29 protein-coding genes are annotated in these 25676 nt (G+C 63.2%); 14 read left to right on the plus strand and 15 right to left on the minus strand.

Annotation, left to right across the window (positions count from 1 at the left end; all coding sequences use genetic code 11):
• Positions 1 to 23: 23 nt before the first annotated feature.
• Genes rsmI through M8312_RS06665 form a run of 4 tightly spaced genes read left to right on the plus strand, consistent with a single transcriptional unit; the run spans position 24 to position 2802 of the window.
• Positions 24 to 860 carry a 16S rRNA (cytidine(1402)-2'-O)-methyltransferase gene (gene rsmI / locus M8312_RS06650; protein WP_250119587.1) on the plus strand — a complete coding sequence of 279 codons (837 nt, stop codon included), beginning with the start codon at positions 24 to 26 and terminating at the stop codon, positions 858 to 860.
• Complete coding sequence (locus M8312_RS06655) at positions 857 to 1210, plus strand: YraN family protein (protein ID WP_250119588.1); 354 nt, start codon at positions 857 to 859, stop codon at positions 1208 to 1210. Before rsmI ends, M8312_RS06655 begins: the two co-directional genes overlap by 4 nt.
• Positions 1211 to 1242: 32 nt before the next feature.
• Complete coding sequence (gene gshB / locus M8312_RS06660) at positions 1243 to 2190, plus strand: glutathione synthase (protein WP_250119589.1); 948 nt, start codon at positions 1243 to 1245, stop codon at positions 2188 to 2190.
• A gap of 6 nt (positions 2191 to 2196) precedes the next feature.
• Complete coding sequence (locus M8312_RS06665; protein ID WP_250119590.1) at positions 2197 to 2802, plus strand: DedA family protein; 606 nt, start codon at positions 2197 to 2199, stop codon at positions 2800 to 2802.
• On the opposite strand, the gene M8312_RS06670 is transcribed toward M8312_RS06665, so the two are convergent.
• From M8312_RS06670 to fsa, 3 genes are all read right to left on the minus strand, one after another.
• Positions 2799 to 3722, minus strand: a complete 924-nt coding sequence (locus tag M8312_RS06670; RefSeq protein WP_250119591.1) for a tyrosine recombinase XerC — start codon at positions 3720 to 3722, stop codon at positions 2799 to 2801. The genes M8312_RS06665 and M8312_RS06670 overlap by 4 nt on opposite strands.
• Entirely contained in the window at positions 3704 to 4261 is a 558-nt protein-coding gene (locus M8312_RS06675; RefSeq protein ID WP_250119592.1) for a DUF484 family protein, read from the minus strand. The genes M8312_RS06670 and M8312_RS06675 overlap by 19 nt, the downstream gene beginning before the upstream one ends.
• Before the next feature lie 68 nt (positions 4262 to 4329).
• Positions 4330 to 4983: a fructose-6-phosphate aldolase gene (gene fsa / locus M8312_RS06680; RefSeq protein ID WP_250119593.1), complete on the minus strand. Its 654-nt coding sequence runs from the start codon at positions 4981 to 4983 to the stop codon at positions 4330 to 4332.
• Between the two features lie 71 nt (positions 4984 to 5054).
• Here fsa and M8312_RS06685 point away from each other — a divergent pair, with 71 nt between their 5' ends.
• The gene (locus tag M8312_RS06685) at positions 5055 to 5819 is read left to right on the plus strand and encodes an enoyl-CoA hydratase-related protein (protein WP_250119594.1); all 765 of its coding nucleotides are present in this window, start codon (positions 5055 to 5057) and stop codon (positions 5817 to 5819) included.
• Here M8312_RS06685 and M8312_RS06690 read toward each other — a convergent pair whose 3' ends face one another.
• From M8312_RS06690 to M8312_RS06700, 3 genes are read right to left on the minus strand one after another with little or no spacing between them, the layout of a single operon-like run.
• Positions 5820 to 6272, minus strand: coding sequence for a TadE/TadG family type IV pilus assembly protein (locus M8312_RS06690; protein ID WP_250119595.1), 453 nt, complete (start codon positions 6270 to 6272; stop codon positions 5820 to 5822).
• Positions 6272 to 6754 carry a TadE/TadG family type IV pilus assembly protein gene (locus M8312_RS06695; RefSeq protein WP_250119596.1) on the minus strand — a complete coding sequence of 161 codons (483 nt, stop codon included), beginning with the start codon at positions 6752 to 6754 and terminating at the stop codon, positions 6272 to 6274. Before M8312_RS06695 ends, M8312_RS06690 begins: the two co-directional genes overlap by 1 nt.
• Positions 6755 to 6756: 2 nt before the next feature.
• Positions 6757 to 8073 carry a pilus assembly protein TadG-related protein gene (locus tag M8312_RS06700; RefSeq protein ID WP_250119597.1) on the minus strand — a complete coding sequence of 439 codons (1317 nt, stop codon included), beginning with the start codon at positions 8071 to 8073 and terminating at the stop codon, positions 6757 to 6759.
• A 228-nt stretch (positions 8074 to 8301) separates the two neighbouring features.
• Here M8312_RS06700 and M8312_RS06705 point away from each other — a divergent pair, with 228 nt between their 5' ends.
• Both M8312_RS06705 and M8312_RS06710 read left to right on the plus strand, forming a co-directional pair.
• Positions 8302 to 9498 carry a toxic anion resistance protein gene (locus M8312_RS06705; RefSeq protein WP_250119598.1) on the plus strand — a complete coding sequence of 399 codons (1197 nt, stop codon included), beginning with the start codon at positions 8302 to 8304 and terminating at the stop codon, positions 9496 to 9498.
• Complete coding sequence (locus M8312_RS06710; protein ID WP_250119599.1) at positions 9495 to 10238, plus strand: hypothetical protein; 744 nt, start codon at positions 9495 to 9497, stop codon at positions 10236 to 10238. Before M8312_RS06705 ends, M8312_RS06710 begins: the two co-directional genes overlap by 4 nt.
• A 76-nt stretch (positions 10239 to 10314) precedes the next feature.
• Here M8312_RS06710 and M8312_RS06715 read toward each other — a convergent pair whose 3' ends face one another.
• The 5 genes from M8312_RS06715 to pgi form a co-directional block, all read right to left on the minus strand.
• Positions 10315 to 11625 carry a L,D-transpeptidase family protein gene (locus tag M8312_RS06715; RefSeq protein ID WP_250119600.1) on the minus strand — a complete coding sequence of 437 codons (1311 nt, stop codon included), beginning with the start codon at positions 11623 to 11625 and terminating at the stop codon, positions 10315 to 10317.
• A 77-nt stretch (positions 11626 to 11702) separates the two neighbouring features.
• Complete coding sequence (locus M8312_RS06720; RefSeq protein ID WP_250119601.1) at positions 11703 to 12899, minus strand: CaiB/BaiF CoA transferase family protein; 1197 nt, start codon at positions 12897 to 12899, stop codon at positions 11703 to 11705.
• Entirely contained in the window at positions 12896 to 14494 is a 1599-nt protein-coding gene (locus tag M8312_RS06725) for a phytoene desaturase family protein (protein WP_250119602.1), read from the minus strand. The genes M8312_RS06720 and M8312_RS06725 overlap by 4 nt, the downstream gene beginning before the upstream one ends.
• Positions 14495 to 14523: 29 nt before the next feature.
• Positions 14524 to 15870 carry a glutathione-disulfide reductase gene (gene gorA / locus M8312_RS06730; RefSeq protein ID WP_250119603.1) on the minus strand — a complete coding sequence of 449 codons (1347 nt, stop codon included), beginning with the start codon at positions 15868 to 15870 and terminating at the stop codon, positions 14524 to 14526.
• Positions 15867 to 17345 (minus strand): glucose-6-phosphate isomerase, encoded by a 1479-nt coding sequence (gene pgi / locus M8312_RS06735; protein WP_250119604.1) that lies wholly within the window; start codon positions 17343 to 17345, stop codon positions 15867 to 15869. The genes gorA and pgi overlap by 4 nt, the downstream gene beginning before the upstream one ends.
• Positions 17346 to 17447: 102 nt before the next feature.
• On the opposite strand from pgi, the gene lepB reads away from it, so the two are divergent.
• Genes lepB through era form a run of 3 tightly spaced genes read left to right on the plus strand, consistent with a single transcriptional unit; the run spans position 17448 to position 19794 of the window.
• Positions 17448 to 18242 carry a signal peptidase I gene (lepB, locus tag M8312_RS06740; protein ID WP_349773294.1) on the plus strand — a complete coding sequence of 265 codons (795 nt, stop codon included), beginning with the start codon at positions 17448 to 17450 and terminating at the stop codon, positions 18240 to 18242.
• 8 nt (positions 18243 to 18250) lie between these two features.
• Positions 18251 to 18904: a ribonuclease III gene (gene rnc / locus M8312_RS06745; RefSeq protein WP_250119605.1), complete on the plus strand. Its 654-nt coding sequence runs from the start codon at positions 18251 to 18253 to the stop codon at positions 18902 to 18904.
• Positions 18901 to 19794: a GTPase Era gene (era, locus tag M8312_RS06750; RefSeq protein ID WP_250119606.1), complete on the plus strand. Its 894-nt coding sequence runs from the start codon at positions 18901 to 18903 to the stop codon at positions 19792 to 19794. Before rnc ends, era begins: the two co-directional genes overlap by 4 nt.
• Here the strand turns inward: era and M8312_RS06755 are convergent.
• On the minus strand, positions 19791 to 20510 hold the full coding sequence (locus M8312_RS06755) for an NAD-dependent deacylase (RefSeq protein WP_250119607.1): 720 nt from the start codon (positions 20508 to 20510) through the stop codon (positions 19791 to 19793). The two genes, era and M8312_RS06755, sit on opposite strands and share 4 nt — an antisense overlap.
• A 50-nt stretch (positions 20511 to 20560) precedes the next feature.
• On the opposite strand from M8312_RS06755, the gene M8312_RS06760 reads away from it, so the two are divergent.
• Genes M8312_RS06760 through nth form a run of 4 tightly spaced genes read left to right on the plus strand, consistent with a single transcriptional unit; the run spans position 20561 to position 23129 of the window.
• Entirely contained in the window at positions 20561 to 20959 is a 399-nt protein-coding gene (locus M8312_RS06760; protein ID WP_250119608.1) for an acyl-CoA thioesterase, read from the plus strand.
• On the plus strand, positions 20956 to 21717 hold the full coding sequence (locus tag M8312_RS06765; RefSeq protein WP_250119609.1) for a DUF72 domain-containing protein: 762 nt from the start codon (positions 20956 to 20958) through the stop codon (positions 21715 to 21717). Before M8312_RS06760 ends, M8312_RS06765 begins: the two co-directional genes overlap by 4 nt.
• A 3-nt stretch (positions 21718 to 21720) precedes the next feature.
• A complete protein-coding gene (gene dapB / locus M8312_RS06770) occupies positions 21721 to 22446 on the plus strand; it encodes a 4-hydroxy-tetrahydrodipicolinate reductase (protein ID WP_250119610.1) in 726 nt (241 codons plus the stop codon).
• Positions 22443 to 23129, plus strand: coding sequence for an endonuclease III (gene nth / locus M8312_RS06775; protein ID WP_250119611.1), 687 nt, complete (start codon positions 22443 to 22445; stop codon positions 23127 to 23129). Before dapB ends, nth begins: the two co-directional genes overlap by 4 nt.
• Here nth and alr read toward each other — a convergent pair.
• The 3 genes from alr to M8312_RS06795 all read right to left on the minus strand — a co-directional run bounded on the left by alr (position 23085) and on the right by M8312_RS06795 (position 25676).
• Entirely contained in the window at positions 23085 to 24113 is a 1029-nt protein-coding gene (gene alr, locus M8312_RS06780; RefSeq protein WP_250119612.1) for an alanine racemase, read from the minus strand. The genes nth and alr overlap by 45 nt on opposite strands.
• Positions 24114 to 24215: 102 nt before the next feature.
• Positions 24216 to 25076 (minus strand): outer membrane protein, encoded by an 861-nt coding sequence (locus M8312_RS06790; RefSeq protein ID WP_284070209.1) that lies wholly within the window; start codon positions 25074 to 25076, stop codon positions 24216 to 24218.
• A 99-nt stretch (positions 25077 to 25175) separates the two neighbouring features.
• Positions 25176 to 25676, minus strand: coding sequence for a DUF2793 domain-containing protein (locus M8312_RS06795; RefSeq protein ID WP_250119613.1), 501 nt, complete (start codon positions 25674 to 25676; stop codon positions 25176 to 25178).

Consider the following 25676-nt stretch of genomic DNA (forward strand, 5'->3'; position numbering starts at 1 on the left):
GGTGTCATCAGGCTGGCTCCCATATGGACACGACCACGCTCTCGCCCGGCCTGTACATCGTTGCGACCCCGATCGGCAATCTGGGCGACCTCACCGCCCGTGCGGCCGAGGTGCTGCGCTCGGCCGACCTGGTCCTCGCCGAGGACAAGCGTGTGACGGCCAAGCTGCTCGCCCACATCGGTGCTCGAGCGCGAATGCAGGCCTATCACGATCATTCAAGCGAAGCGGACCGCGCTGCCATCCTTGCGAGGCTGGCGAGCGAAGCCGTCGCGCTGGTCAGCGACGCGGGCACTCCGCTGATCTCCGACCCAGGCTACAAGCTCGTGCGGGCGGCCCGCGAGGCGGGGCTTGCAGTGCACACGCTGCCTGGTCCTTCGGCTGTGATCGCGGCACTGACACTGGCGGGCCTACCAACCGATCGGTTCCTGTTCGCGGGCTTCCTGCCGCCCAAGGCGAAGGCTCGTGCCGACGCGATCACGGAACTTGCTGGGGTACGTGCTACCCTGGTCTTCTACGAAGGTGGCAGCAGGATCGCCGAATGCCTCGCGGCCTTGCGCGAGGGCCTGGGCGATCGGGATGCGGCGGTGGTGCGGGAGATCAGCAAGCTCCACGAGGAATGTCTCGCGGGCCGCTTGTCGGAACTGGTCGAACAGGTGATGGACCGCCCGCCGCGCGGGGAGATCGTAGTCGTCGTCGGCCCGCCAGCCGAACGGGCTGAGGCAAGCGACGAGGAACTCGACGCCGCACTCATCGCTGCCATGGCGGACGCCAGTCCTTCGCGAGCAGCGGCGGACATCGCACAGCGGCTGGGGGTGCCGCGCAAGCGAGCCTATGCTCGAGCACTGGAGCTTAGCCGTTGAACCGGCGCGCAGCGGCCGAGCGACGGGGTCGGCGGGCCGAGGTAATTGCCGCCTGGTGGCTTCGCTTGCACGGCTGGCGGATCCTCGCCCAGCGCGCCCGCGTACCCGGTGGCGAGGTCGACCTGGTGGCAAGACGAGGGCGCACCCTGGCGTTCGTCGAGGTCAAGAACCGGAAAGACGAGCATGCCGCCGGGCTCGCGCTCGACCGCAACCGCTTGCGGCGGGTGGCGGTCGCGGCCGAACGCCTCAGCGCGCGCTACGGACAGGGTTGCGCCGTCATTCGGGTGGACGCCCTGTTCATCGTGCCCGGCCGATGGCCGCGCCACGTGCCCGACGTTTGGAGCGAGTGACAAGCGCGGTAAGGTCCCCTAGTCGGCTGGCTATGCCGCTGACCGTTGCCGTCCAGATGGACCCGCTCGAGAGCATCGCCATTGCCGGCGACTCCACCTTCGCCCTCATGCTCGAAGCGCAGGAGCGCGGGCATCGGCTGTTCCATTATGCCGCCGACGCCCTCACTTATGAGGATGGCCACGTGCGCGCCCTCGCGGCGGAGGTCCGGGTGCAGCGCGTCGAGGGTGACCACTTCACCGCACAGGACCCCGTCGGCCTGTATCTCGCGGACGATGTCGATGTTGTCCTGATGCGGCAGGACCCACCATTCGACATTGCGTACATCACCGCGGCGCACCTGCTGGAGCGGCTGCGTGGCAAGACGCTGGTTATCAACGATCCGCGCTCGGTCCGCGATGCGCCCGAGAAGCTCTTCGTGCTCGACTTCGCCGAGTTCATGCCATCCACGCTCATCACCCGCAGCATCGACGAGCTGCGCGATTTTCACGCGAAGCATGGCGAGATCGTCATGAAGCCGCTGCACGGCAACGCGGGCGCTGCGGTGTTCCACATCGGCCACGATGGCACTAACCTGCGCGCCCTGGCCGAGCTGTTTGGCGACGTTTGGAAAGAGCCCTACATCGCCCAGGCCTTCCTTCCGGCGGTCAGCGAAGGCGACAAGCGCATCATCCTGGTCGACGGAGAGCCTGTTGGCGCCATCAACCGCGTTCCAGGCGCAGGCGAGATCCGGTCCAACCTTGCCGCTGGCGGAACCGCGGTAAAGACGGAGCTGAGCTCCCGCGAACGCACGATTTGCGCCGCCCTCGGCCCCCACCTGCGCGAGCGTGGCCTGCTGTTTGTCGGCATCGATGTGATTGGCGGCCATCTCACCGAGATCAACGTCACCTCGCCAACCGGCCTCGTCGCGCTCGACCGCTTCGACGGGATCAACAGCGCCGGCCTTATCTGGGACGCCATCGAGCGCAAGCTCGGCGGGTAACGGATCATGTCGAACTGGGTCATCCGGCTGATCGAGGAGTCGGGATATCTTGGCGTCGCGTTTCTGATGTTCCTCGAGACGGTGTTCCCGCCCATTCCGTCGGAGGTGATCATGTCGGTGGCCGGGGTCGCGGCTGCCAAGGGCCAGCTCAGCCTGCTTGGTGCAATCGCCAGCGGGACCGCGGGCGCCATGCTCGGTAACAGTGTCTGGTATCTGGCTGCGCGAACGCTCGGCATCGTCCGGCTGCGGCCAGTTATCGATCGTCACGGCCGCTGGCTGACGCTGAGCTGGACCGAGGTCGAACGGGCCGAGCGCTGGTTCCGCAAATACGGCGGCTTCTTCGTATTCCTTGGTCGCCTGCTGCCCACCGTCCGCAGCCTGGTGTCGGTTCCAGCCGGGCTGCTGCAGATGCGTGTGACAACCTTTCTTCTCTTCTCGACCATCGGGACCGCCGGATGGACCACGCTGCTTGCCGTTGCCGGCTACAAGTTGCGTGAACGGTTCGGCGAGGTGGACGAGTGGCTCGGCCCAGTGAGCAACGCCATCCTCGTCATCATGGTGCTGGGTTACGGCTGGCGCTTGGTGACATTCCGCCCGCGTGGACGCGATTAGGCGCGCGGGTGCGCGTGGCGGTAAACGTCAAGCAAGTGCGCGGCGTCCACGCCAGTATAGATCTGGGTCGATGACAGGCTGGCGTGACCAAGCAGTTCCTGCAGAGAGCGCAGGTCCGCGCCGCGCGCGAGCAGATGCGTGGCGAAGCTGTGCCGCAAGGCATGCGGGGTCAAGCTGTCGGGCAGGCCGAGCCGCTGCCGAGCCCCCGCGACGGCGCGGCGCACCAGATCAGGATTGAGCGGTCCGCCACGAACGCCCACGAAGAGCGGCAGGTCACCGCTCACGGGCCACGGGCATTGGCTGAGATAGTCCTGCATGGCATCGCGCACGGCCGGGACCAGCGGCACCACCCGCGTCTTGTTGCGCTTGCCCGTAACCCGCAGCGTGGTGCCAAGCGGCAGTGCGCGGCCGGTCAGGCCCAGTGCTTCGGAAATGCGCAGGCCGGAGCCATAAAGCAGCAGCAGGATCGCGAGGTCGCGCGTCCCTACCCAGGGCAGCAGCGCGGCGTCGCCAGCCTCTTCGGCCAAGGCAACCACGTCGGTCGGTGATGCTGGACGGGGCAATGTTCGCGGCCGCTTCGGGGCGCGGGTCCTCGGCAGCTGTGGCTGCTCGCCCATGTCCTCCGCCACGAACTTGAGGAAAGCGCGTACCGCCGACAATTCGCGCGCCGCCGACGCCGCGCCCAGTCCCTCCCCGCGCCGTTGCGCGAGAAATGAGCGAAGGTCGGTGGGCTGGATGGTAAGCAGGGCATAACGGCCGATCTGCTCGCCGCGGTAGCCGTTCATGAACGCAATGAAGCGATGCGCCGTCGCCTGATAGGCCCGCACCGTGTGCGCGCTCCGACGGCGATCATGGGCGAGGAAGGCGCCGAAACGGACAGCGAGCTGCGTCGGCTCGGCGGCTAGATCTCGCTGATCCACCGCTGAATCATAGCCGACAAACCGCGGCCCAGGAAGTGCAGCAGTTCGCTGCCGTGACGGCCGTCGAGCGGCTGCACGGTCCGTTGACCAAGAGCGATCAGCCCGGCCGGCGCGTCGCCTTCGAGCCGGATGAGCGCCTCGGCCCTGATCAGGTCGCAGGCCGGACCGAACAAGGGATGGCCACGCTCAACCGTCCGCAACACCACGCCGTCCACCTGGATCAGGGAGCGCTGCAACATGGCCGGATCAACCAGCTGGATGCCCGACGAATCGACACGAAAGCCCTTGTCCCCGGCGATCAGCGCCAGCGCCACGGCGTCCAGGCCAAGGATCAGCGGCCATTCCTGCACCACCACATGCAGCAGGCCTTCAAGACTGTCGGCCTCCATTGCGGCCAGAACGGCCGAGTGGATGGAAGAAACCGCGCCCGAGTGGCCCCGTGCGAACGCGATCAGGTCCTGGTTGGCCTCCTCGGCGGCCGCAACCCGCGCACGCAACCGCTTCAACGCATGATCTTCGAACTGGATGACCTTCGCCATGACCGCAGTGTGTCGCAGCCAATGGTTAATTTCCAGTGGCTCGGACGCCGATGACGAGAGCCGATCGATCAGGCGATCGTCTGACCGGTCGCCGCCCAGTCCTTGGTGAAGCTGGCGATCCCAAGGTCGGTCAGCGGATGGTTGAAGAGCTGGTGTATGATCTTGGCCGGGGCGGTCATGACGTCTGCGCCGATCTTGGCGGCTTCGACCACGTGCATGGGCGAACGGACGGAGGCCACCAGGATTTGGGTCGGGAAGTCGTAATTGTCGTAGATGAGGCGGATGTCCGCGATCAGCTCCATGCCGGAGAAGCCGACGTCGTCGTGCCGCCCGACAAATGGCGAGATGAAGGTCGCCCCTGCCTTGGCGGCGAGAAGGGCCTGCGCGGCGGAAAAGCACAAGGTAACGTTGACCATCGTTCCGTCACCGGTGATCGCCCGGCAGGCCTTGAGGCCGGCGGGGGTCAGCGGAACCTTGATGGCGACATTGTCGGCAATGGCGCGAAGCACCTCGGCCTCACGCATCATGCCGTCGTAGTCGAGTGCGACCACTTCGGCGCTCACGGGCCCCGGCACAATGGCGGCGATTTCCTTGACCGCTTCGAGGAAGTTGCGGCCGGCCTTGTGGATCAGCGATGGATTGGTGGTGACCCCGTCGAGCAGGCCGGTCTCTGCCAGTTCGCGGATCTCGGAAACATCGGCGGTGTCGGCGAAGAACTTCATGGGTGGTCGCTCCGAAGCGTGGCTGAAATGGCGGGTTGCACGCCGCTTAGCCCGCCGTCACAACAGCGTCCATGACCACCCAAGTCCTTGTCGAGCGCCGAGGAGAACGCCTGGCCCTGACCCTCAACCGGCCCGAGCGGCGCAATGCCATCACCGTGGCAATGTATGCGGCCCTTGCCGATGCGATCGAAGCGGCGGCTGACGATCCGGCGATCCGGGTCATCACGCTCGAAGGTCGAGGGGTGGACTTCACGGCCGGCAATGACCTCGCCGATTTCATGAACGAGCTACCGCAGGACGGACAGCAGGATGTACCGGTGTGGCGGCTGCTGCGGGCGCTGGCGCGCAACATGGTGCCGCTGGTCGCGGCGGTGCACGGCAATGCGGTGGGCATCGGGACCACGCTTCTGTTCCATTGCGATCTGGTCATTGCCGAGGAGGGCACCCGCTTCCTCATGCCGTTCACCGACCTGGGCCTCGTCCCGGAAGCGGCCAGCTCGCTGCTGCTCCCGCGCATGGCGGGCAGGCGCGTCGCGGCTCGGCACCTGCTGCTGGGAGAGCCGTTCACCGTCGAGGAGGCGGAACGCTATGGCCTCGTCAGCCACCGCGCCGATGCAGGCGGGCTCGAGGATCGGCTGGAGGCGGTCGTCGTCAACCTCCTTGCCAAACCGCCGCAAGCGCTTCGTCTTACCCAGTCACTCCTACGCGGGCGCGACCACGATGAGGTCCTCAACCGGATGGAATGGGAGAACGGCCATTTCTCCGAACGCCTCAAGTCGGACGAGGTCCGCGAAGCCATCACTCGCTTCTTCGCCGCCCGTGCAGCGAAGAGCTGATCAGGTACTGATATAAACGCGCTTGGAGCGCGGCATCGTGATGACCGGTCCGTTGAAGAACAGGAAGTTGGGCGTCACCGTGTATGTGATGTTGAGGTCAATGCACTTGCCGACGACCTTGGTCGTGGTGACTCCGCCGCTGGTGGTCGATTGAGTAATGTCGGTCACGCCGGAGTTGGTCACGGTGTAGCTGCCAAGGAATTGCCCGAAGAGAGAATCGGTCATCCGCTGGTTTATGGTGGTACTGTCGGGCGTCGGAAACAGCGTTGCGACCCGCGCCCCTTCGCCGAGAGCGTTCTGAATGCCGGCATCGGCCGCCATGATCATGCCGAACTGGGAAATGCCCCAGATGAACATGACAAGAATCGGCATCGCAAAGGCGAACTCGACGACGGCGACGCCGTCTTCGTTGTGGCTCAGCGAACGCCGCCGGCGGTGCAGACGACCAAGCATCACTGCGTCCTCACTGAGGTTGCGCCAGTGAGGTTGTAATTGCCGTTGGCGTCGACACCAGCCCAGCCAACAGCGAACATCGGCGTGAAGGACTTGTTGATAGTCACCCGCAGGTACCGGCGGGAGACTTGCCCGTTCGCGCATGGGCCCGAGTCGTTCGGATAGTAATTGTAGGTGGGCGTCCCGCCATTGGTTGGCGAGCATTCAAGCCAGGCTGACGTTGTCACGGCGGATGTCGATACACCTGCGGCCGCCGCAGCTTCGTTCTTGATCGCGTCGAGCTGACTGCGATCGGCCTGGCCGTTCATGACCTTCTCGACCGAGCGCTGGGCGACCTGCTCCAGCTGCAGCTTCATGGAGAAGCCCTTGCCGACGTCGATCATGCCGAGCAGCAGCACGAAGACAAGCGGAATGGCCAGCCCCAATTCGAGGACTGCCGTGCCCTGTTCGCTGTGGCGAACGCGTGAGAAGAAGCCGCTCATGGTTACGACACCAGCCGGACGTGATTGCCATTGAATTCGTCGCCGTAATATCCGGGCGGACAATTGTTATTGAGCTTGGAGTTGCCGATGAACGTAACCCGGCGGACGACCAGCTTCACACAATCGAACACGAGCCCCGAGGTTCCGGTATATTCGACATTGGTATTGGGGAAGTAGAAGGCGCCAGAGTAGTTGCTCAGGCTGTTGCCATTGATCTTGCTGGTCGATGAACTCGCGGCACGATCCTGGTAGAAGAGAATGCCGTGGTAATCGCCGGTGGTCGGCGCGCTCATGTTGACCCTGGCACCACCGTTGATCGTCAGCGTGCCAGTGTTTGCCGGATTCGCGTTCGTCATGATGATCGTACAACCCGTGCAACTGACGGTCGCCTGAGAGCCGAAGGAAACGTCACCGGTGACGACATAGGTTCCCGGTTGGAGCGTAAGGGTGCCGCGCACGTCCATGCCCGAAAAGCAGGTTACCGCGCCCGACGTGGCCGGTCCGTAGGTTGCGGCTTGTTGCGGACCCAGGTTTACGTTGCTGCACGTCGCTGGGATCGCAGGAGGATTGACGGTCCCAAACGGGTCGGGCTGCGCCACGGTATAAGGGAGCAACGTGGTTCCCGAAGCCCAATTGTCCGTGGTGTCGAGGCCGCCGACCGCGGCAACTGGGGTGGCGCGGACCGACGAGCTGCCGAACGCAATGGCCGCGTCAAGAGAGGTCGAGTTGGTGATCATGCCGCAGCCGAAGTCGACGCTGGTGTTACCGCCGGCGGTGATCCCCGTGGTGTTCGTGTTCTCAAGACTGACGACACAGTAGTTGCCCGCGTTGATCGCGGCCGCGGTGGCGTTTGCCGTGATCACCGGCGCGGCCGACATGAAGAAAGAACTGAATGGCAGCGCCTTCTTCACCTGCAATTGCACGGATACAGCATGGTCGCAGCCGGTGCAGTTTGCTGGCACGGTGGCCGCAGTATCGATCACCGGTGCCTTGAGCAGCGTCAAGCCAGTGCGGTTGTTGTTGGGCGCATTGCTGTTCGCCGTTGCCGAGCAGCCCGTTGGCAGCATCCCGCTTGGAATGGTCGTCGGGTCCACGTCGTAGCAGACGGCTTTGGTGACATCCTGACCAGCCATGCGCGCATAGACGCCCGCAACGGCCGCCGAATCGGCGGCTTTCTGCAGCTGGCGCTTCCAAAGCGCCCATTCCACGGTGTCGGTGGCCAGACCGGCCGAGCCGATCAGCAAAGGCATGGCCGCTGCCGTCAAGATGAGGGTGTTTCCACTCTCGTTGTGCAGCAGTTTCCTGAGAAAGCTCATCATTGGAAGGCTTGCTCCCTCTCCCTTTCGCGGTGTCACGCGCACTCTTGGGATCGGCGACTAGCGCGAACAGGGTGAGGAATTGCCTCAAGTATGTGGTTAACGATGCACTAAGCGCATCCCGCCGTGGGACTTGCGGAGGAGGTGTGTGATCCTTACAATACACCTCAATGTCTTGCGCCCGTATGCCCCTCTGGCCATGCTGGCGCGGCAGCGACAAGGACGAAGAACATGGCGACCAACCCCGACACGGCCACCGCGACCAAGCTGAAGCTCGACCCGCCCGAAGTGCTTCAGCCCGTAGTGCCCCAGGAAGCCGCCGGCCTCGTCCCGCTCAAGGAAGGCGAGCGCAGCCAGCTTGACGAGAAGGTGGACCAGTTCGTTGGCGAGCTTGTTGCGCTGGATGCGAACAGCCCGGAGTTCGGGAAGAAGGTCGATCAGCTGACGGCGATGGGCCGAAAGGAGATCGCGGAAGCGGCGGGCGCGTCCAATCGGTTCCTGGATCGGCCGGTCAAGGCAATCGATCGTGACAGCGGCATCGGCGCCGACCTGACCGAGCTGCGCCGAACAGTGGAGTCGCTTGACCCCAAAGGCGCGAGCAAGCCCAAGAAACTGCTTGGCATCATTCCGTTCGGCAATCGGGTCGATCGCTATTTCGACAAGTACCGCAGCTCGCAGACTCACATTCAGAAGATCCTGGGCAGCCTCGCCAACGGCAAGGACGAGCTGCTGATGGACAATGCAGCGATCGACACCGAACGCGCTAATCTGTGGAAGACGATGCATCGCCTCGAGCAGATGACGCATATCTCCAAGTCGCTCGACGCCAAGCTGGAAGAGACCGCAAACGAGCTCGATGCGACCGATCCGGCCAAGGCCAAGGCCATCCGCGAGACGGCGCTGTTCTACACGCGCCAGCGGACGACGGACCTGCTGACGCAAATGGCCGTCACGGTGCAGGGCTATCTGGCACTGGACCTCGTCAAGAAGAACAACGTCGAACTGGTGAAGGGCGTCGACCGAGCGTCCACGACCACGGTCTCGGCATTGCGCACTGCGGTAACGGTCGCCCAGGCCCTGACCAATCAGAAGCTGGTGCTGGAGCAGATTGGAGCGCTGAACAGCACTACGGCGGGAATGATCGATACGACGGGCGAGATGCTGCGCACGCAATCTGCCGCCATTCATGAGCAGGCGGCGAGCTCCACCATTCCTCTGGAGACGTTGCAGCGTGCCTTTCAGAACATCTACGACACCATGGACTCGATCGATGCGTTCAAGCTGAAGGCGCTCGAAAACATGAAGCAGACGGTGAACACATTGGGCAACGAGGTCGAGAAGTCGCGCGGCTACATCGCCCGAGCGGAAGGCGCGGGTCAGGCTCGCCTCGAGGGTCCTTCCCCTCTGTCACCGCTTGAGGTGAAGTGACCGACACGGACAGCAAGGTCGATCGCGCACTTGCCCGGTTCGACCGGGTGATGGCGGTTGTGGACGAGAAGCGCGGGCCTGTCGCGAGCCAAGCCCGTCGTGAGCGTCAGCGCACAATGGAGCGGTATGGCCGGGCACTGTCGCGCTCAGCGCTGGCGGTGCTGGTCGTCAGCGTGCTTACCATTGCGGTTGGCTTGTTCGTGGCGCCGATCGGAATCATTGGGTTCATCGCCGCCATCGCGTTGGCCATTGGCATTGCGGCATTGATCCTCGCCCACGATCTGAGCGGCTCCACCGTAGAAACCGTGCCTCACGACCTTCCGAACGGCGAAATGGTGCAGCGTTTCGACAGCTACCTTTATCAGGCGCGGAGATCGCTTCCCGCCGCCGCGCAACAGGTTGCGGACTTGATCAGCGCCAATCTCGGTACGCTCAAGACCACGCTCGAGCGGATCGATGCACTCGATCCCGACGCGCAGGATGCACGGCGATTGATGAGCGTTCATCTGCCGGGCCTCGTTGAGCGCTACGCCAACGTCCCCAAGGCTTATCGGGCAGAAGTCGACGCCGAGGGTAAGTCCGTCGACCAGCGCTTGGTCGAGAGCCTGGAGGCCAGCCGTAGCGCTCTAAAGGAAATCGGCGAGCGGCTCGCCAAGCGCGACCTCGACGCCTTTCAAACTCAGGGGCGTTTCATTCAGTCCCGCTACGGACAGGAAATCGGCCCGCCGCCCGCCAGCTGACCGTAGGCTCTGCGCAACCCCGGCCAACGTCGCACACGCTTCGTGTCCGCTGCTCATCAGGGACTGGGTCGCGCAATCAACCGGCCAAGGCGAGTTGCTGACCTGAATCGAACATCTGCGGCATTGCCAGCGCGTCAAAACCGTAAGGGTCCGGCCGGAAGAGTACGCCGTTGGGGCCCGCCTGGACCGTCAGGTAGGTCATGTAGACGGGAATGGCCTTCGGCAGCTCAAAGACCTGCTCTGGGTGGCTGGCCTGCGGCACTCCGCCGAAGACCCAGCCGGCGAAGCGGCGATAGTCCTGCAGACGGACGCAGCCGTTGGACAAATGGCGCTCGTCCGCTGCGAACAGCTCCTTATGCGGCGTGTCGTGCAGGTAGATGCCGAAGTCGTTGGGCATCTCGAACTTCATGGCTCCCATGCTGTTCCACGGCCCAGGCATTTGCCGGACCATGGGCGTCAGTTTGCCGGCTCCAACCTGCTTCCAGTTGATCGTCTTGGGATCGACGACCTGGGCGTTGGGACCCCAGTCACTCAGGACCTCATAGTGGAAGTTCTGGAAGTAGGAGAGACCCTGCTCCTTCACCTTCTTGGCGGTGAGGGTCCGCAGCAGTTCTGGCGGAACGTGCCAATAAGGATTCGCCTTGGCGTTCCGCATCAGCACCGCCATCATCGGCGTCTTGGTCTTCGGACTTCCGACCACCACGCGCATGCCGTCGGCAATGCGGTCACGATCAAACAGCAGCGCTTCGGCACCGCCGCTGTCGACCACCACATAGCGATCGAAGGTGCGAGTGGTCGGCAGGCGGAAGGCCCGCTCCATGTTGATGGCGATGATGCGGGTGTAATAGCCAGCGCCCCGGTTCAACGAAGCAATGGTGCCGCGCCCGGCGACTCCGTCGGGCTTACCAAGGCCATGAACCCGCTGATACGTCGAGACGGCCTGCACCAAGGCCTGATCATAACTGCCCGGCCCCAAACCCAGGCGTGAGCGAAGGATGTTCACCCGATGGCCGGTCGCGCCTGGCTTCAGAGGAGCTCCGGCGGGGATCTTTACCTGTGGCAGGCGACCCCAGGTGTCCTGATACTGCTGCAGCCCGCGTGCGAGCTCGAGGAAGATGGGGTTCGGCTGGTTGCCTCTGCTGGAAGCCGGATTGAACATCCGCGACAACCAGTTCTGCGGACGCTGCTTGCGGCGCGCCACCGTGCTCATTTGAGGATCGACGTAGACGAAGTCGATTCCCTGCTTGATCGTGCGCGGCACGGCGACGGGCTCGTCTCCCCGCGGCATGTTCTGAGCGTTGGCGGGCATCGCAGCAGCGAGCGCGAGCCCGCCGAAGGTCACTAAAATAGTCTTCTTCACAAGCATCGCGCCGCGGTGACGACGCACTCCCAACGGGTTCCAATCAGTCGAACGCCTTGCCAGCAGCCGGGTTGCGCTGGGCTGAACTGCGATGGTGGGGTAGTTCAGCCGATGACGCCCGCCGATCGCCACTGATCGATCTCTGCACGGGTCGCTCCCAGTTCCGCAAGCACGCCATCGGTGTGCTGGCCAAGCCGCGGCGGCGGCATGTCGGACTCCATCCGTTCGCCATCGAGGCGGAGGGGTGAGCCTGACATTCGATAACCGCCGAGCTCGCGGGTCATCCCGCGATGAACTGCCTGAGCGTCCGTAAGCGCCTGACCTATCCCATTGATCGGGCCAGCGGGAATGCCGGCCGCGTCCAGTTGCGCGGACCATTCGAGCGCGTCACGCTTGCTCAACCGCTCCTCGATCATGGGGATAAGAAGGTCGCGGTTGCTGACGCGGGCGGGATTGGTGGCGAACCGCGGATCCCCGGCCCACTCCGGTGCTCCGAGCAATTCGGCCAGCTTTGCGAACTGGCGGTCGTTGCCTACCGCGATGATCAGTGGGCGGTCGGCCGTTTCGAACGGTTGGTAAGGTACGAGGTTCGGGTGGCCGACACCCTGGCGACCCGGCTCGCGCCCGCTGGCGAGATAGTTGCTCGCCTGATTTGCGAGCACGGCAAGGCTGACGTCGAACAGGGCACTGTCAATGTGGGCGCCCTCGCCGCTCACTCCGCGGCGGACCAGCGCGGCAAGGATGGCATTGGCGGTGTACATGCCGGTGAAAAGGTCGACCACCGCTACGCCCGCACGCATCGGTCCACCACCGGGCTCGCCGTCGGGACGGCCCGTGACGCTCATGAATCCGCTCATGCCCTGGATGATGTAGTCGTAGCCCGCGCGGGCGGCATAGGGTCCGTCCTGACCGAAGCCGGTTATGGAGGCGACGATCAGCCGTGAGTGCGCCGCCCGCAGGGTCGCGGCATCCAGTCCGAATTTTGCAAGTCCGCCGACCTTGAAGTTCTCGACCACCACGTCCGCACGACCGGCAAGCTGGCGAACCACGGCGGCCCCCTCGGGCTTTCCGAAGTCGATCGCTGCCGAGCGTTTGCCACGGTTCGCTGCAAGGAAGTAGGCGGCGATTTCAGCCTCGCCCTCTCCTGCCCATGGCGGCCCCCAATGGCGAGTGTCATCGCCTTCCCCCGGCCGCTCTATCTTGATTACGTCCGCGCCCAAGTCTGCCAGCAGCTGCGTGCACCACGGTCCGGCGAGCACACGCGACAGGTCGAGGACCTTTACGCCTGCTAACGGCTTCATGCGGACCGACGGAGGCGGCTCAGAAGACCCTTGCGGTCGCTGAGGACTGCCTTGGCGGCGTTGTGGCCGGGGGCGCCGGTCACGCCGCCCCCCGGGTGGGCACCAGAGCCGCAAAGGTAAAGGCCGGGCAACGGCATGCGATAGTTTGAGGCGCCAATCATGGGACGTGCGCTGAACAACTGATCGAGGCCCATCTTGCCGTGGAAGATATCACCGCCGATCAGTCCGAAGCGGCGCTCCAGGTCGAGCGGAGAGTGGATTTGACGTCCAATGATCGACGCGGCGAAGCCAGGCGCGTGACTGTCAACGGTCGCGATGATCTGGTCCGCAACCTTTTCCTTGACCTTGTCCCAGCTCTTTCCGCCAGGCAGGTTGAAGCGGAAGTGCTGGCAGAAGAGGCTGGCTACATGCTTGCCCTTGGGCGCCAGGCTGGCATCAAGGGTCGAAGGCAGCAGCATTTCGATGATCGGCTGCTTCGACAAGCCGTCACGCTTCGCGTCGGTAAAGGCGCGGTCCATATAATCGAGGCTTGGTGCCATGATAATGCCGGCGGTGAGATGGTCGCCCGGATTGGGGAGTACGGTGAAGCGCGGCAACTCCGACAGCGCGACGTTCATCCTGAAGGTGGCGCTTTCGCACGACCAGTTGGCCATGTGGCGTTGGACTGTCTCAGGCACCGCGCCAGGGGGAACAAGCTTGTCGAACAGCAAGTGCGGATTGACACCCGCGATAACAGTACCGCTGCGCCACGCCTTTCCGCCCGCGACCACGCCCACTGCCTTGCCACGCTCGACGATGATCTCTTCGGCGGGAGTGTTCAGCAGGATGTCGACACCGGCCTCACGCGCGGCTTTGGCCATCGCCTGAGTGATCGCACCCATGCCGCCGATGGCATGACCCCAGGCGCCCGGCACGCCCGCCGCTTCTCCGAACAGATGGTGGAGAAGTACATAGGCGGTGCCAGGAGTGTACGGCGATGCGAAGTTTCCGACCACTCCGTCGAAGCCAAACAGGGCCTTGGCAAGGTCACCCTTGAAGTGACGATCGAGAATGTCGCCAGCCGACTTGGTCGCATATTCGTGGACGGTGCGAACTTCGTTCGTGCTGAGGCCCCGCAGGTCCTTCGCCAGGCTGAGCATCGACGGCAGTGCGCTGAGCCCCCCGCCCGCTTCTGGCGGTGCCTTCAAGACCCAGCGCTGGATGAGCGGGACGACCGTCTCAAGCTCGGCCATGTAGTGGTCGTAGGCATCGCCGTCCGCGGCATGGTGGCGAACGATCTCGTTCCGGGTGAGGCCATTTCGACCGCCGAGTAGATAATTGCCGTCCCCAGGAAGGAAGTTGTCGATCTTGCGAAGCACCACTTTGAGCCCGTGCCGCTCAAGCGCCATGTCGCGGATGACCTTCGGCTGCAGCAGACTGACCGTGTAGCTCGCGGCCGAGTTACGGAAGCCTGGCAGGAACTCGTCGGTCACGGCCGCGCCACCCACCTGCCCCTGCGCCTCAAGGATCGCGACCTTGAGGCCCTTGCGGGCAAGGTAGTAGCTGCAGACCAAGCCATTATGCCCGGCCCCGATAATGATCGCGTCGTAACTCACGTGCCCTCCCGACAGGCGCCGCGAAGCGCCTAGCGCATCAACACCAGCTCTTCGGCCATCGTGGGATGCAGCGCGACCGTGGCGTCGAAATCGGCCTTCTTCAAGCGCGCTTTCACAGCGATCGCGGCAGCCTGCATGATCTCCGGGGCGTCCGGGCCGATCAGATGCACTCCGACTACCTCGTCGGAGCCATCATCCACGACCAGCTTGTATAGCGAGCGCTCGTTTCGGCCCGCCAGCACATTCTTCATCGGCCGGAAATCGGAGGTGTAGGTGCGAACCGTGCCGAGGCGGTTCTTCGCCTGACCTTCGGTGAGGCCGACTGCAGCTATGGGTGGGTGCGAGAAGACGCTCGACGGGACGCAGCCGTAGTCCACGCGAATCTTCTTGCCGCCGAATTGAGTGTCGGCAAAGGCCTGGCCCTCCCGGATGGCGACCGGCGTCAGCTGGATGCGATCGGTCACGTCGCCAACGGCGAAGATGGTCGGAACCGAAGAGCGATATTCATCATCCACGATGATGGCGCCATTGTCGCTCAGCTTCACGCCGGCTTCTTGAAGCCCGAGCCCCTCGGTGTTGGGCGTACGACCGATGGCAAACAGTACCTCGTCGGCGATGATGTCATCACAGCCATTCATCCGGCAGATCAGGCTGCCGTCCTCCTGCTTGTCGATCGCCGAGAAAGCGGAGTTGAAGCGCATGTCGATGCCCTTGGCGATGCTGATCTTCACTAGGCGATCGACGATCTGCTCGTCATAGCCGCGCAGGATCGTGTCGGAGCGGTTCACCAGCGTGACATGAGCCCCGAACTGGTGGAAAATACCGGCAAACTCGTTGGCAATATATCCACCGCCCGCGATGACCACGCGCCGGGGCATGCGTTCCAGGTGGAAGACTTCGTTGGAGGTGATGGCATGCTCCACGCCCGGAACATCAGGCAGTGCCGGACGAGCGCCGACCGCGACCAGGATTTTGCCCGCTGTCATCGTGCGACCGCTGCCAAGTCGGATCTGGTTTGGACCGGTGATGACCGCCCGATCCTTGAAGACCTGGACGTCGTGATTACCCAGTGTCTCGCCGTAAAGCCCTTCAAGGCGGGAGACCTCGCCCAGAACATTGTCGCGCAACACTGCCCAGTCGAAGCGCTTCTCCGGTACGTCCCAGCCGAACATGGCGGCGTCGTCGAGGTCCTCGGCGAAATGCGAGCCGTAGACGAGCAGCTTCTTGGGCACGCAGCCGCGGATGACGCAGGTGCCGCCGACCCGATGCTCCTCGGCCACCGCCACGCGAGCGCCATATGCACCGGCGATACGAGCAGCGCGAACACCGCCCGAACCCGCGCCGATGATGAACAGGTCGAAATCGAAGTTGCTCACAGTCCAGCCTTCTCGATCAGTGCCCGCGTTGACGGATCAAAGCCTTCGCGCCCTTCCGGATCGTCGATCGCGCTCGCGATGCTCTTCCCCAGCTCCACTCCGAACTGGTCGAAGGGGTTGATGCCTATCAGAACGGCTTCGGCGAAGGTGCGATGCTCGTAGAAGGCGATCAAGGCCCCGATGGTTTGCGGATCGAGATGGTCAAGCAGGATGGTCGCTGACGGGCGGTTGCCCGAGTAGCGGCGGTGCGGGTCGTCGCTCTCCTTGCCGGCCATCAGCGCCGCCCCTTGCGCGAAGGCGTTGAGAAGCAGGGCACGATGATGGGCCGCGTCCTGGTCGTCGGCACCTTGGGCGACAGCGATGAACTCTACCGGGTTCAGGTGGGTACCCTGGTGCAGCAACTGGAACACCGCATGTTGTGCGTCGGTACCGGTGCCGCCCCAGAGGATGGCGGAACTAGGCACATGCAGCGCCTCGCCCTGAACGCTGACCGACTTGCCATTCGACTCCATCACGAGCTGCTGGAGATATGGAGTGAGCAGCCGAAGGCGCTCGTCATAAGCGAAGATCGCCCGCGTCCCGGCGCCATATCGCTCCGCATAAAGCCGGTCGGCAGCGGCAGCGATGAACGGCAGGTTGGCGTCCGGTGTCGCCTCCCGCACATGCGCATCGACCAGCGCCGCCCCCTCAAGCAACTGCGTGAATGCCTCCGTGCCAAGGGCGAGTGCGGCGGGAAAGCCGATAGAGGACCACATCGAGTAGCGGCCGCCAACGCTTTCGGCGAAGGGAAGAACGCGGGTTTCGTCGATCCCGAACTCGACCGCTTTCTGAGGTGCGGCGGTCAGTGCTATGAGGCGTCCGAAAGGGTCTTCGACACCATTTTCCTGCAACCAGGCGATCGCCGAGTCCGCATTTCGAAGCGTTTCGGTAGTAGTGAAGGTCTTGGACGCAATCGCTACGATGGTGGTTGCGGGGTCGAGGTCGGAGATTGCCTCATCGAGGGCTTGGCCATCGATATTGGCGACCACCCGAACCTTGTAGCGCCGTTCGCGGCGGCCAAGTGCGTCCACCAGCAAAGCCGGGCCAAGTGCCGACCCGCCGATGCCGATGTGCAGGACTCCGGTCACGTCGCCGAAGGCGCCGGCTTCGACGGCGTCGATCAGACCGAACATGCGGCGGTGGCGGGCGGTGGCGAGTGCAACCGAGTCGTCGGAGCCCGAGCCGCGTTCGGCGAGATGCTCAGCTGCTCGGCCCTCGGTCGTATTGATCACCTCTCCGGCGAACAGCCGGTCGATCGCCTCGCCGTAGCCGGCATCCGAAGCCTGCGACTGAAGGGTGCCGAGCCACTCCGAGGTAAGATGCAGCTTCGACCAGTCGAAGGTCATGCCGCCGAGCTGCCAGCTCAGACTCGACGCGCGGTGCGGATCCTCGGCGAACAGCTGACGTAGGTCGGGGAGAGACGCGGGCTGAGGCATGTTCAGCCTCATAATAAGCATGGCCGATTTTGCCACCCTCGGCCCGGAACTAATCGGTAAGGATTGCTTGACCTTGCGCCACCTGCCCGGAAGAAGCGCCCGGTGAGCGATATCAAGGCCGACAGAAGAGAAGCAGGGAATGGGAACTGGCGCAGCCTCCTCTGGCTGGCGCTGTTCGCCTGGCTGCTGCGGAGCCTGGTCATCGCGCCCTTCAGCATACCCTCAGGGTCAATGCTTCCGGGCCTTTATATCGGCGATTATCTGATCGTCGCGAAATGGCCTTATGGCTATGGTCGGGCGAGCTTCCTGTTCGGCTTCCCTCCGATGCAAGGAAAGATCTTCTCGCGTCTTCCCGAGCGCGGTGACGTGGCCGTGTTCCAGGGTCCTAAGGGAGACGATATCATCAAGCGCGTGATCGGTCTGCCAGGCGATACGATCGCGACTAGCGACGGTGTGCTGATCTTAAATGGGCGGGCAGTACCGAAAGCCGCGCTGGGCCTGCTGCCCGTACACCTTTCGCCGAATTCTCCCTGCCGAACCGTGCCGCCCAAGGCCCCCGATGTCTCTGGTGCAGAGTGCAGGTACCCCGCTTTCCGTGAAACCTTGCCGAATGGCCGCAGCTATGTCGTGTTGGACCAGGTCAGTAACCCGCTAGCGGATGATTTCGGTCCGGTGGTGGTCCCGCAGGGCACCGTCTTCATGATGGGCGATAATCGGGATGACAGCGCGGACAGCCGCTTCTCGCCAGCCGAGGGGGGCATGGGATTCGTTCCGCTCGACCATCTGGTCGGCCGAGCGCTGGTGACTTTCTGGTCCACCGACGGCAGCGCGGAGTGGGTCAAGCCGTGGACCTGGTTCAGCGCACTTCGCGCACAGCGCATCGGCGAATTGCATTGAGCGGCGGATTGACCGGCTGGCTCCAACAGGCGCTTGGGTATGCGCCTCGCGACCTCAAGCTGTTCGAACGAGCGATCACGCACGGCAGTGCGGCACGCGAAAGCTATGAACGGCTTGAATTCCTGGGTGATCGGGTTCTCGGGCTGACCATCGCCCGATGGCTATACGAGCGCTTTCCCGACGAGCCCGAAGGGCAGATGAGCCGGCGCTACAACGTGCTGGTGGCACGTGAGACCTGCGCAGAAATCGGCCGCGAAATCGGCGTGCCGGCGCAGATTCGCCTGGGCAAGCAGGCGCGCGAGGACGGCGCGATCGGAAGCGACAATGTCGTCGGCGATGTGGTGGAAGCGCTGCTTGGCGCGTTGCTGCTGGACGGAGGGCTCGATCGGGCCGACGCATTCATCCGCCGCCTCTGGGCCCCCTACCTCGACAGCCAGAAGAGGGCACCGCAACACCCCAAGTCGCGGCTACAGGAGTTCGCCGCTGCAAAGGGCCATCGACCACCCGACTACGAACTGGTCGGGCGTTCAGGCCCGCACCACGCGCCGACCTTCAAGGTAAAGGTCAGCGTTCGCGGGCTCGGCGAGGCGGAAGCGGATGGCGCTAGCAAGCAGGACGCCGAAACAGCCGCAGCGGCGGCATTGATGGAGAAATATTTGTGACGGAGCGCTGTGGGCTGGTCGCCGTCCTTGGGGCACCCAACGCCGGCAAGTCGACGCTGGTCAACGCGCTGGTTGGGCAGAAGGTCGCCATCGTCAGCCCCAAGGCGCAGACTACGCGAACCAGGCTGATGGGTATAGCCATTGCAGGCGCGAGCCAGATCCTGCTGGTGGACACACCGGGCATCTTCGCTCCTCGGCGGCGGCTTGATCGGGCGATGGTCAAGGCAGCCTGGGAAGGTGCCGAACATGCCGACCGGGTGCTCCTCGTGGTGGACAGCGCCGCCAAGCTTGGCGCGCGTGTCGAGCAAGTACTCGAAGGCGTCGAGCAGCGCCCGGAGCCGAAGGTGCTGGTGCTTAACAAGGTCGATCTTGCCCGCAAGGAGGAACTGCTCGGCTTGGCGGCGCAGCTGTCTGACCGGCTAAGGACCGAGGCCGTGTTCATGATCTCGGCGACTAATGGCGACGGGGTTCAAGATTTACGTGACCACCTTGCCGCGGCGATGCCGCAAGGCCCGTGGCACTACCCTGAAGACCAGCTTTCAGATGCCACCGACCGGATGGTCGCGGCCGAGTTGACCCGTGAGCAATTGTATCTGCAGCTACATGCGGAGCTGCCTTATTCGTCGGCGGTGGAAACGGAGAAGTGGGAGGACCGCAAGGACGGCTCAACCGTCATCCACCAACAGATTCTGGTTGAGCGCGACAGCCAGAAGGCCATCATCGTCGGCAAGGGAGGCTCGCGACTGAAGGAGATTGGCGCTGCCGCCCGGGCAGCGATTGGAGAGCACCTTGAGCGCAAGGTCCACCTCTTCCTCCACGTGAAGGTCAACCCGCGCTGGGATGAGGATCGGGGCCTTTATCGTGAAATAGGACTCGACTGGGCGGATTAGGACCCCACCATCTCACCGACCCAGGCCGGCACCAAATCCACGGCGCGCCCAATCCGCGTCTCGTCGAAGAAGATGCTGCCGGCACTTGGCTCAAGATTGAGCTCAAGGCAGGTCGCACCACGATAGCGGGCGGTCTGGACGAAGCCGGCTGCCGGGTAGACCGCTCCCGATGTGCCGATGGAAACGAAGAGGTCGCACTCCTGAAGGGCCGCGTCGATCCGCTCCATGTCGTACGGCATCTCGCCGAACCAGACGATGTCGGGACGGACCTTCCCGATGGCGTTGCAGGCCGGACATTTCGCCTGTACGCCCATTTTTCCCCTCCAGCGAGTGCGCCCATCGCAATGTCGGCACCAGCCGCTTTTCAGCTCGCCATGCATGTGCAGCAAGCGCTTGGTTCCCGCACGCTCATGAAGGTCGTCAACATTCTGGGTGATGATGAGCAACTCGCCGGGCCATTCGGCATCAAGCCGCGCCAGCGCCTCATGCGCTGCGTTGGGCACGACATTGTCCAGGTGAGCGCGACGGGCATCGTAGAATTGGTGAACGAGGGCGGAATTGCGATCGAATGCTTCGGGTGTGGCGACGTCTTCGACACGATGGCCTTCCCACAAGCCGTCGGCGGCCCGAAATGTTGGCACGCCGCTATCGGCGCTGATCCCCGCGCCGGTCAGGATGACCAGGTTGCCTCCGTTTCGTTCAGCTGACGCAACCATCCGGCAACCTGATTGTTGACACTATTGTCAGCAGCGACCACGCTGCCGACATGAGGCTTACGATGTACCGCCACGCAATTGGAATTGTTCCCGACGACATCGACCACATGGGTCATGTCAACAACAGCGTCTACCTCAAGTGGGTTCAGGAGGCGGTGGTTCGCTATTGGGAGAAGGTGGCGCCCAGCGAAGCCGTCACCAAGCACCTCTGGGTCGCTCTCAAACATGAGATTGAATTTCGCCGGCCGACATTCCTTGAGGACAATGTCGTTGCCGATGTGATCGCGGAACAGGTGCAGGGCGCCCGGGCCTTGTTCACGACGGTGATCCGCCGGGGCGAGGACGTCCTTGCTGAAGTGAAGAGCACCTGGTGCTGCCTTGATGCGGGCTCCATGCGTCCAGCCCGTCTGGCCAAGGACATCGTCAGCCGTTTTATGCCGTCTGCGTGAGCGGGCGGGGGAAGGTCCGGGTCGGCATCGGCGGCTGGACCTATCCGCCTTGGCGAGGATCGTTTTATCCAGAAGGGCTAGCCCAGAGCCGCGAGTTGCCGTTCGCGGCGCAAACGTTCGGCGCCCTCGAAATCAACGCAACCTTCTACGGTCGCCAGAGCTCGACAAGTTGGGAGAAGTGGGCCGCGTCCGTGCCCGACGGCTTTCAGTTCACGGTGAAGGGTAGCCGCTACTGTGTCACTCGGCCGAAGCTTGCCGACGCGGGTGAAGGCGTCCTCAACTTTCTCAACCAGGGTCTGGACGCACTTGGTCCGAAGCTTGGACCTATCCTGTGGATGTTCGCCGCTCGCCGCGCATTCGACCGCGAGGACATCGCGCGCTTTTTCGACTTGCTGCCCGCATCACTGAACGGACTACCATTGCGCCACGCCATTGAGCCTCGGCACGAGAGCTTCCGGGACGAACACTTCGAGCAACTTGCACGCGACCACAATGCCGCGGTGGTCTTCGGCGATGACGATGATTTCCCCTGTATCGACCTCAACACGGCTGATTTCACCTACTCGAGGCTGCAGCGGATGAAGGGGGACTGCCCGACCGGCTACTCCGCAAGCCGCCTTCGTCAATTCGCCGACAGAGCGAGACTGCAGGTAGACGGTGGCAAGGACGCCTTTGTGTTCATGATCAACGGGGCGAAGGCCAAGGCACCTCAGGCCGCGCTTGCCTTGCAGGACCTGCTTGGCATTGCGCGCTCCTGACCCATGCGCCATCATCGGGGGATGCGTCCTGAAGCCCCCATTCGCCTGAGCCTGGTTGCGCCAAACGGACGAATGGGACGCGCAATTGCTGCTGTCGTTGGCGAGGACCATTCGTTTACGATCGACCAAAACCACCCCGATGTCCTGATCGATTTCTCAGTCCCGTTGGCTCTTCCGGCAACCCTCCACCATGCCCGTACTGCCGGGGTCCCGCTTTTAATCGGAACCACAGGTCTGGATGAACTCGCAAAGGGGTGCATTGAGGAGGCAGCTGGCGAGATCGCGATTGTCGAGGCAGCCAACACGAGCCTCGGCATCGCCTTGCTCAATGATCTGGTAGAGCGCGCTGCGCGAGTGCTTGGGCCAGAGTGGGATGTGGAGATCGCCGAGATTCACCACAGGCGAAAGGCTGACGCGCCCTCGGGAACGGCGCTCGCCCTTGGTAACGCTGTTTCTCGTGGCCGGGGCCAGGCAGCAGCAGCGCACATTGGAAGGTCAGGAACCGGGCTTAGCCGGGTTACCGGCGAGATCGGTTATGCGGCGCTGCGCGGAGGTACCGTTGCGGGCGATCATGATGTCTACTTCCTTGGAGAAGAAGAGCGGTTGATCCTGTCGCACCGGGCGGAGAGCCGTGCTGTGTTCGCTCGCGGCGCCTTGGCTGCCGCACGGTTTCTCGTCGGGCGAGCTCCCGGCCTCTATTCGATGGCTGACGTCATCCACACGGCATGAAGAAAGAAGCCGTTTTTGAATTTTATCGTCGGCTTGCCGAGCTAAACCCCGAGCCGCAAGGCGAACTCGATTGGGTAAACCCATATACGCTCCTGGTTGCAGTCGCCCTCTCCGCACAGGCGACCGACGTGAGCGTCAACATTGCCACGCGCAAACTCTTCGCCGTTGCGGATACGCCGGTGAAGATGCTTGCTTTAGGAGAAGATAAAGTTCGCGAACTCATCAAGACGATCGGCTTGTTCAATACCAAAGCCAAGAACGTCATCCTCATGGCGCGGCAGCTCGTGGATGAATTCGATGGCGAGGTGCCAGCGGATAGAGAGGCCTTGGAACGCCTGGCCGGGGTAGGACGAAAGACCGCCAACGTTGTGCTGAATATCGCTTTCGGTCAGCCGTTCATTGCGGTCGACACCCATATCTTCCGTGTCAGCAATCGAACGGGGCTCGCGCCTGGCAAGACACCGCTTGCCGTTGAAGAGAAGCTTGAGAAAGTCACTCCAGCGCTCTTCAAGCTGCACGCTCATCACTGGCTCATTCTGCACGGCCGCTACATCTGCAAGGCCAGGAAGCCGGAGTGCTGGCGATGCCCTGTAAGCGACCTCTGCCGCTTTAAGCCAAAGACCCAGGCTCCGAAGACATCAGTACCACTTCCGCTCGAAGCGCTGGCCGAGCCCAGTCAGTAATTCATACTGCGACATGCCAGATTGCTCTGCCGCGTGCGGCAGGTCAAAGTCCACGTTCACCCAATCTCCCTCCCGCAAGTCCGGCGCGGCGCTGCAATCGAGGATGACTAGATCCATCGAAACGCGCCCGATGACGGGAAGATCGATGCCCTCGAACGCAGCCTCTCCTCGCGACGAGAAACCTCGCCAATAACCATCGGCGTAGCCGATGTTTAATACCGCGGCTTCTACGTCACGCTGCGCAACGAACGTCGCAGAATAACCGCAGCTCTCCCCTGCCCCTATCAGTCGGCGCTGCACCACTTGCGCCTCGAGCCAGGCTACCTGGTGGATGTGGCCCGCAGCTTCTGCCCTTGGCATTCCACCGTAAAGGGCAAGGCCTGGGCGAACCAAGTCGAAGTGATATTCGGGACCAAGCAGGATCCCAGCGCTGTTCGCCAAGCTATAGCGACTGGCCGGAACCGCACCGACTAGAGTCTCGAAACAGCTCCGTTGCTTTTCGTTGAATATGTGGTTTTCGTCAGCGCATGCGAGATGACTATGAAGGGTATTAATCTCAAGCCCATCAAGGCATGAAATCTGGTCAGGACGGAGACCTAGTCGGTTCATTCCGGTGTCGACCATGACGTCGCACGCTCTGCCTTGACCGGACTCCTTCCATCGAACGACCTGCTCGACAGAGTTGAGGACGGGCCGTGCCGGAAGCTCAAGCGCGGCTGGCAAGTCGTCGCGACCGACCCCGTGAAGTACGGATAAGGTCGAAGCGCTTCCTAGCTCACAAAGCTGAGATGCTTCGAACCAAGTCGAAACGAAGAAGTCGCGGCAACCGAGCGGCGCAAGCGCCTCCATTGCCTGCCTTGCTCCCAGCCCGTAGCCATCCGCCTTGATCGCGGCGCCCACTGAAGCTGCGGTTTGAGACTGGAGCCAACGATAGTTCGCCTGCAGCGCATCGCGGCTGCAGCGCAGTCTCAATGGGTAATGCATTGCGTTGCCCTAGTCAGGCGGACACGAGAGGTCGAGTTCTGCGGAGTCCCAATGAGTTGAAAAGGCAACGGGCCGACGCTTACGCGCCAGCCCGCTCTCTTTCTAGCCGCGCTCCGGTGCGGGCGGGGGCGGTGGCGGCGGCGGCGGCGGCGCGGGGCACTGATCCGTCGCCAGGATCACCGATCCATCAGGGCAAGTCTGTGTTGCCGGCGGCGGCGGTGGTGGCGGCGCAGGCGGGGGAGGAGGAGGAGGTGGCGGGGGTACGACTGCAGGCGTCCCGAAATTTACGATCAGACTTGCCAGCAACGAGTGTGAGCGGAATCGCCCATCGATCTGCTCAGGAACAGCGTTTGGGGCAAGATCTTCAAACCGATACTTCGTTCGGAAATACCGGTACTTGAGACCCACATCCACATGGTCTGTAACGGCGGCACGAACGCCGGCAATGAGCTGCCACGCGAATTTACGATCGGTGCCATCAACCAGATCCGGCTGCCCCCCAAAAGTGAGAGGCGAAAGGTTCGCTCGGACCTTGGTCCGTGCCAGCCCAATGCCACCACCACCGTAGAAACTGAAGCGCTCGGTGCCAAAGTCACCCAGTAGATTGAACATACTGGAGAGGACACGAGTCCGGCCGGTGTAATTCACGCTCGCTGGAGGGATCACGACCGGCCCCGTCAGATTCACGAGTACGCTGTCGGCGGTTGCTCGTTTGTACCCGACCTCCGCCTCGGCCCGAAGCGCACCGAAGTCGTAACCGATCAGCCCGTCAACATCCAAGCCAGTCTTGTAATCGATGTTAATGACGTTGTTCTGGCGCAGCGCGCCGCGCGTGTAATCGAGATGAGCGTTACGAGCCTTGAGAGCACCGCCCTCCAAACCTGCGTACCAAGCACCTTCACTCGCCCAAGCCGGAGAGGCCATTGTTGCGAGCAAAAGGGCGGCACTAGCGAGCTTCCGCATGGGACCCCTTTCCGTGTGACCTGCGCGGGACGCGCGGCAAGGAGCTTAGAGCTAACAGAGCTATCCGCATAGGGTCAAAGCGTGATGCCCGCCGCAGTTTTAACTAGCTCCGATAATCCCGTGCTCGGCTAATGCATTGATGATCGCGCCAAGCGCCGTCCTCGCTTGCTGATCAATGACATTACCGCCGCTTGGCAAAGCAACTGCCGGTTGCCGGGCTCCGAGGATCTTCAATCCGCCCACCCGAACCTCAGCTGCCCGAATAATGCCAGCGTGCCAATCGCCGCCGTCGAACGTCCATGAGAGGCCTGTAAGCCGATCAATCGCGGTGAGCTTGTCGCAAGGTTGGGTAAAGCGCCAGCCCGCCTCGGTCCACGTAGCCAAGCTCGCGGGGTAACCGGCGAATGCGCCTTCCGGTGCGGCGCCCACAAGGTATTGGCGGCCGAAGTCCGGTGTGGCAGTCGGAGGAGAATTGCTTGGCGCACCCTCGACGATTGGCTGTACGATACTCTCAAGGGCCTGAAAGCTCTCGTTGTGTGTGACTTCTTTCTGAGATTGCCCGACTTGTAGTAGGGGCAGAGAAAAACGCGCTGTCGTCAT

Origin of the sequence: Sphingomonas sp. KRR8 (assembly GCF_023559245.1) — a bacterium.
GTDB lineage: Bacteria > Pseudomonadota > Alphaproteobacteria > Sphingomonadales > Sphingomonadaceae > Sphingomicrobium.

Coding starts and splice junctions, on each gene's coding strand:
- rsmI (WP_250119587.1), top strand. CDS start 24: ATGGACACGACCACGCTCTCGCCCGGCCTGTACATCGTTGCGACCCCG.
- gshB (WP_250119589.1), top strand. CDS start 1,243: ATGCCGCTGACCGTTGCCGTCCAGATGGACCCGCTCGAGAGCATCGCC.
- M8312_RS06665 (WP_250119590.1), top strand. CDS start 2,197: ATGTCGAACTGGGTCATCCGGCTGATCGAGGAGTCGGGATATCTTGGC.
- M8312_RS06675 (WP_250119592.1), bottom strand. CDS start 4,261: ATGGCGAAGGTCATCCAGTTCGAAGATCATGCGTTGAAGCGGTTGCGT.
- fsa (WP_250119593.1), bottom strand. CDS start 4,983: ATGAAGTTCTTCGCCGACACCGCCGATGTTTCCGAGATCCGCGAACTG.
- M8312_RS06685 (WP_250119594.1), top strand. CDS start 5,055: ATGACCACCCAAGTCCTTGTCGAGCGCCGAGGAGAACGCCTGGCCCTG.
- M8312_RS06690 (WP_250119595.1), bottom strand. CDS start 6,272: ATGCTTGGTCGTCTGCACCGCCGGCGGCGTTCGCTGAGCCACAACGAA.
- M8312_RS06695 (WP_250119596.1), bottom strand. CDS start 6,754: ATGAGCGGCTTCTTCTCACGCGTTCGCCACAGCGAACAGGGCACGGCA.
- M8312_RS06700 (WP_250119597.1), bottom strand. CDS start 8,073: ATGATGAGCTTTCTCAGGAAACTGCTGCACAACGAGAGTGGAAACACC.
- M8312_RS06705 (WP_250119598.1), top strand. CDS start 8,302: ATGGCGACCAACCCCGACACGGCCACCGCGACCAAGCTGAAGCTCGAC.
- M8312_RS06720 (WP_250119601.1), bottom strand. CDS start 12,899: ATGAAGCCGTTAGCAGGCGTAAAGGTCCTCGACCTGTCGCGTGTGCTC.
- pgi (WP_250119604.1), bottom strand. CDS start 17,345: ATGCCTCAGCCCGCGTCTCTCCCCGACCTACGTCAGCTGTTCGCCGAG.
- M8312_RS06755 (WP_250119607.1), bottom strand. CDS start 20,510: ATGGTTGCGTCAGCTGAACGAAACGGAGGCAACCTGGTCATCCTGACC.
- M8312_RS06760 (WP_250119608.1), top strand. CDS start 20,561: ATGAGGCTTACGATGTACCGCCACGCAATTGGAATTGTTCCCGACGAC.
- dapB (WP_250119610.1), top strand. CDS start 21,721: ATGCGCCATCATCGGGGGATGCGTCCTGAAGCCCCCATTCGCCTGAGC.
- nth (WP_250119611.1), top strand. CDS start 22,443: ATGAAGAAAGAAGCCGTTTTTGAATTTTATCGTCGGCTTGCCGAGCTA.
- alr (WP_250119612.1), bottom strand. CDS start 24,113: ATGCATTACCCATTGAGACTGCGCTGCAGCCGCGATGCGCTGCAGGCG.
- M8312_RS06790 (WP_284070209.1), bottom strand. CDS start 25,076: ATGCGGAAGCTCGCTAGTGCCGCCCTTTTGCTCGCAACAATGGCCTCT.
- M8312_RS06795 (WP_250119613.1), bottom strand. CDS start 25,676: ATGACGACAGCGCGTTTTTCTCTGCCCCTACTACAAGTCGGGCAATCT.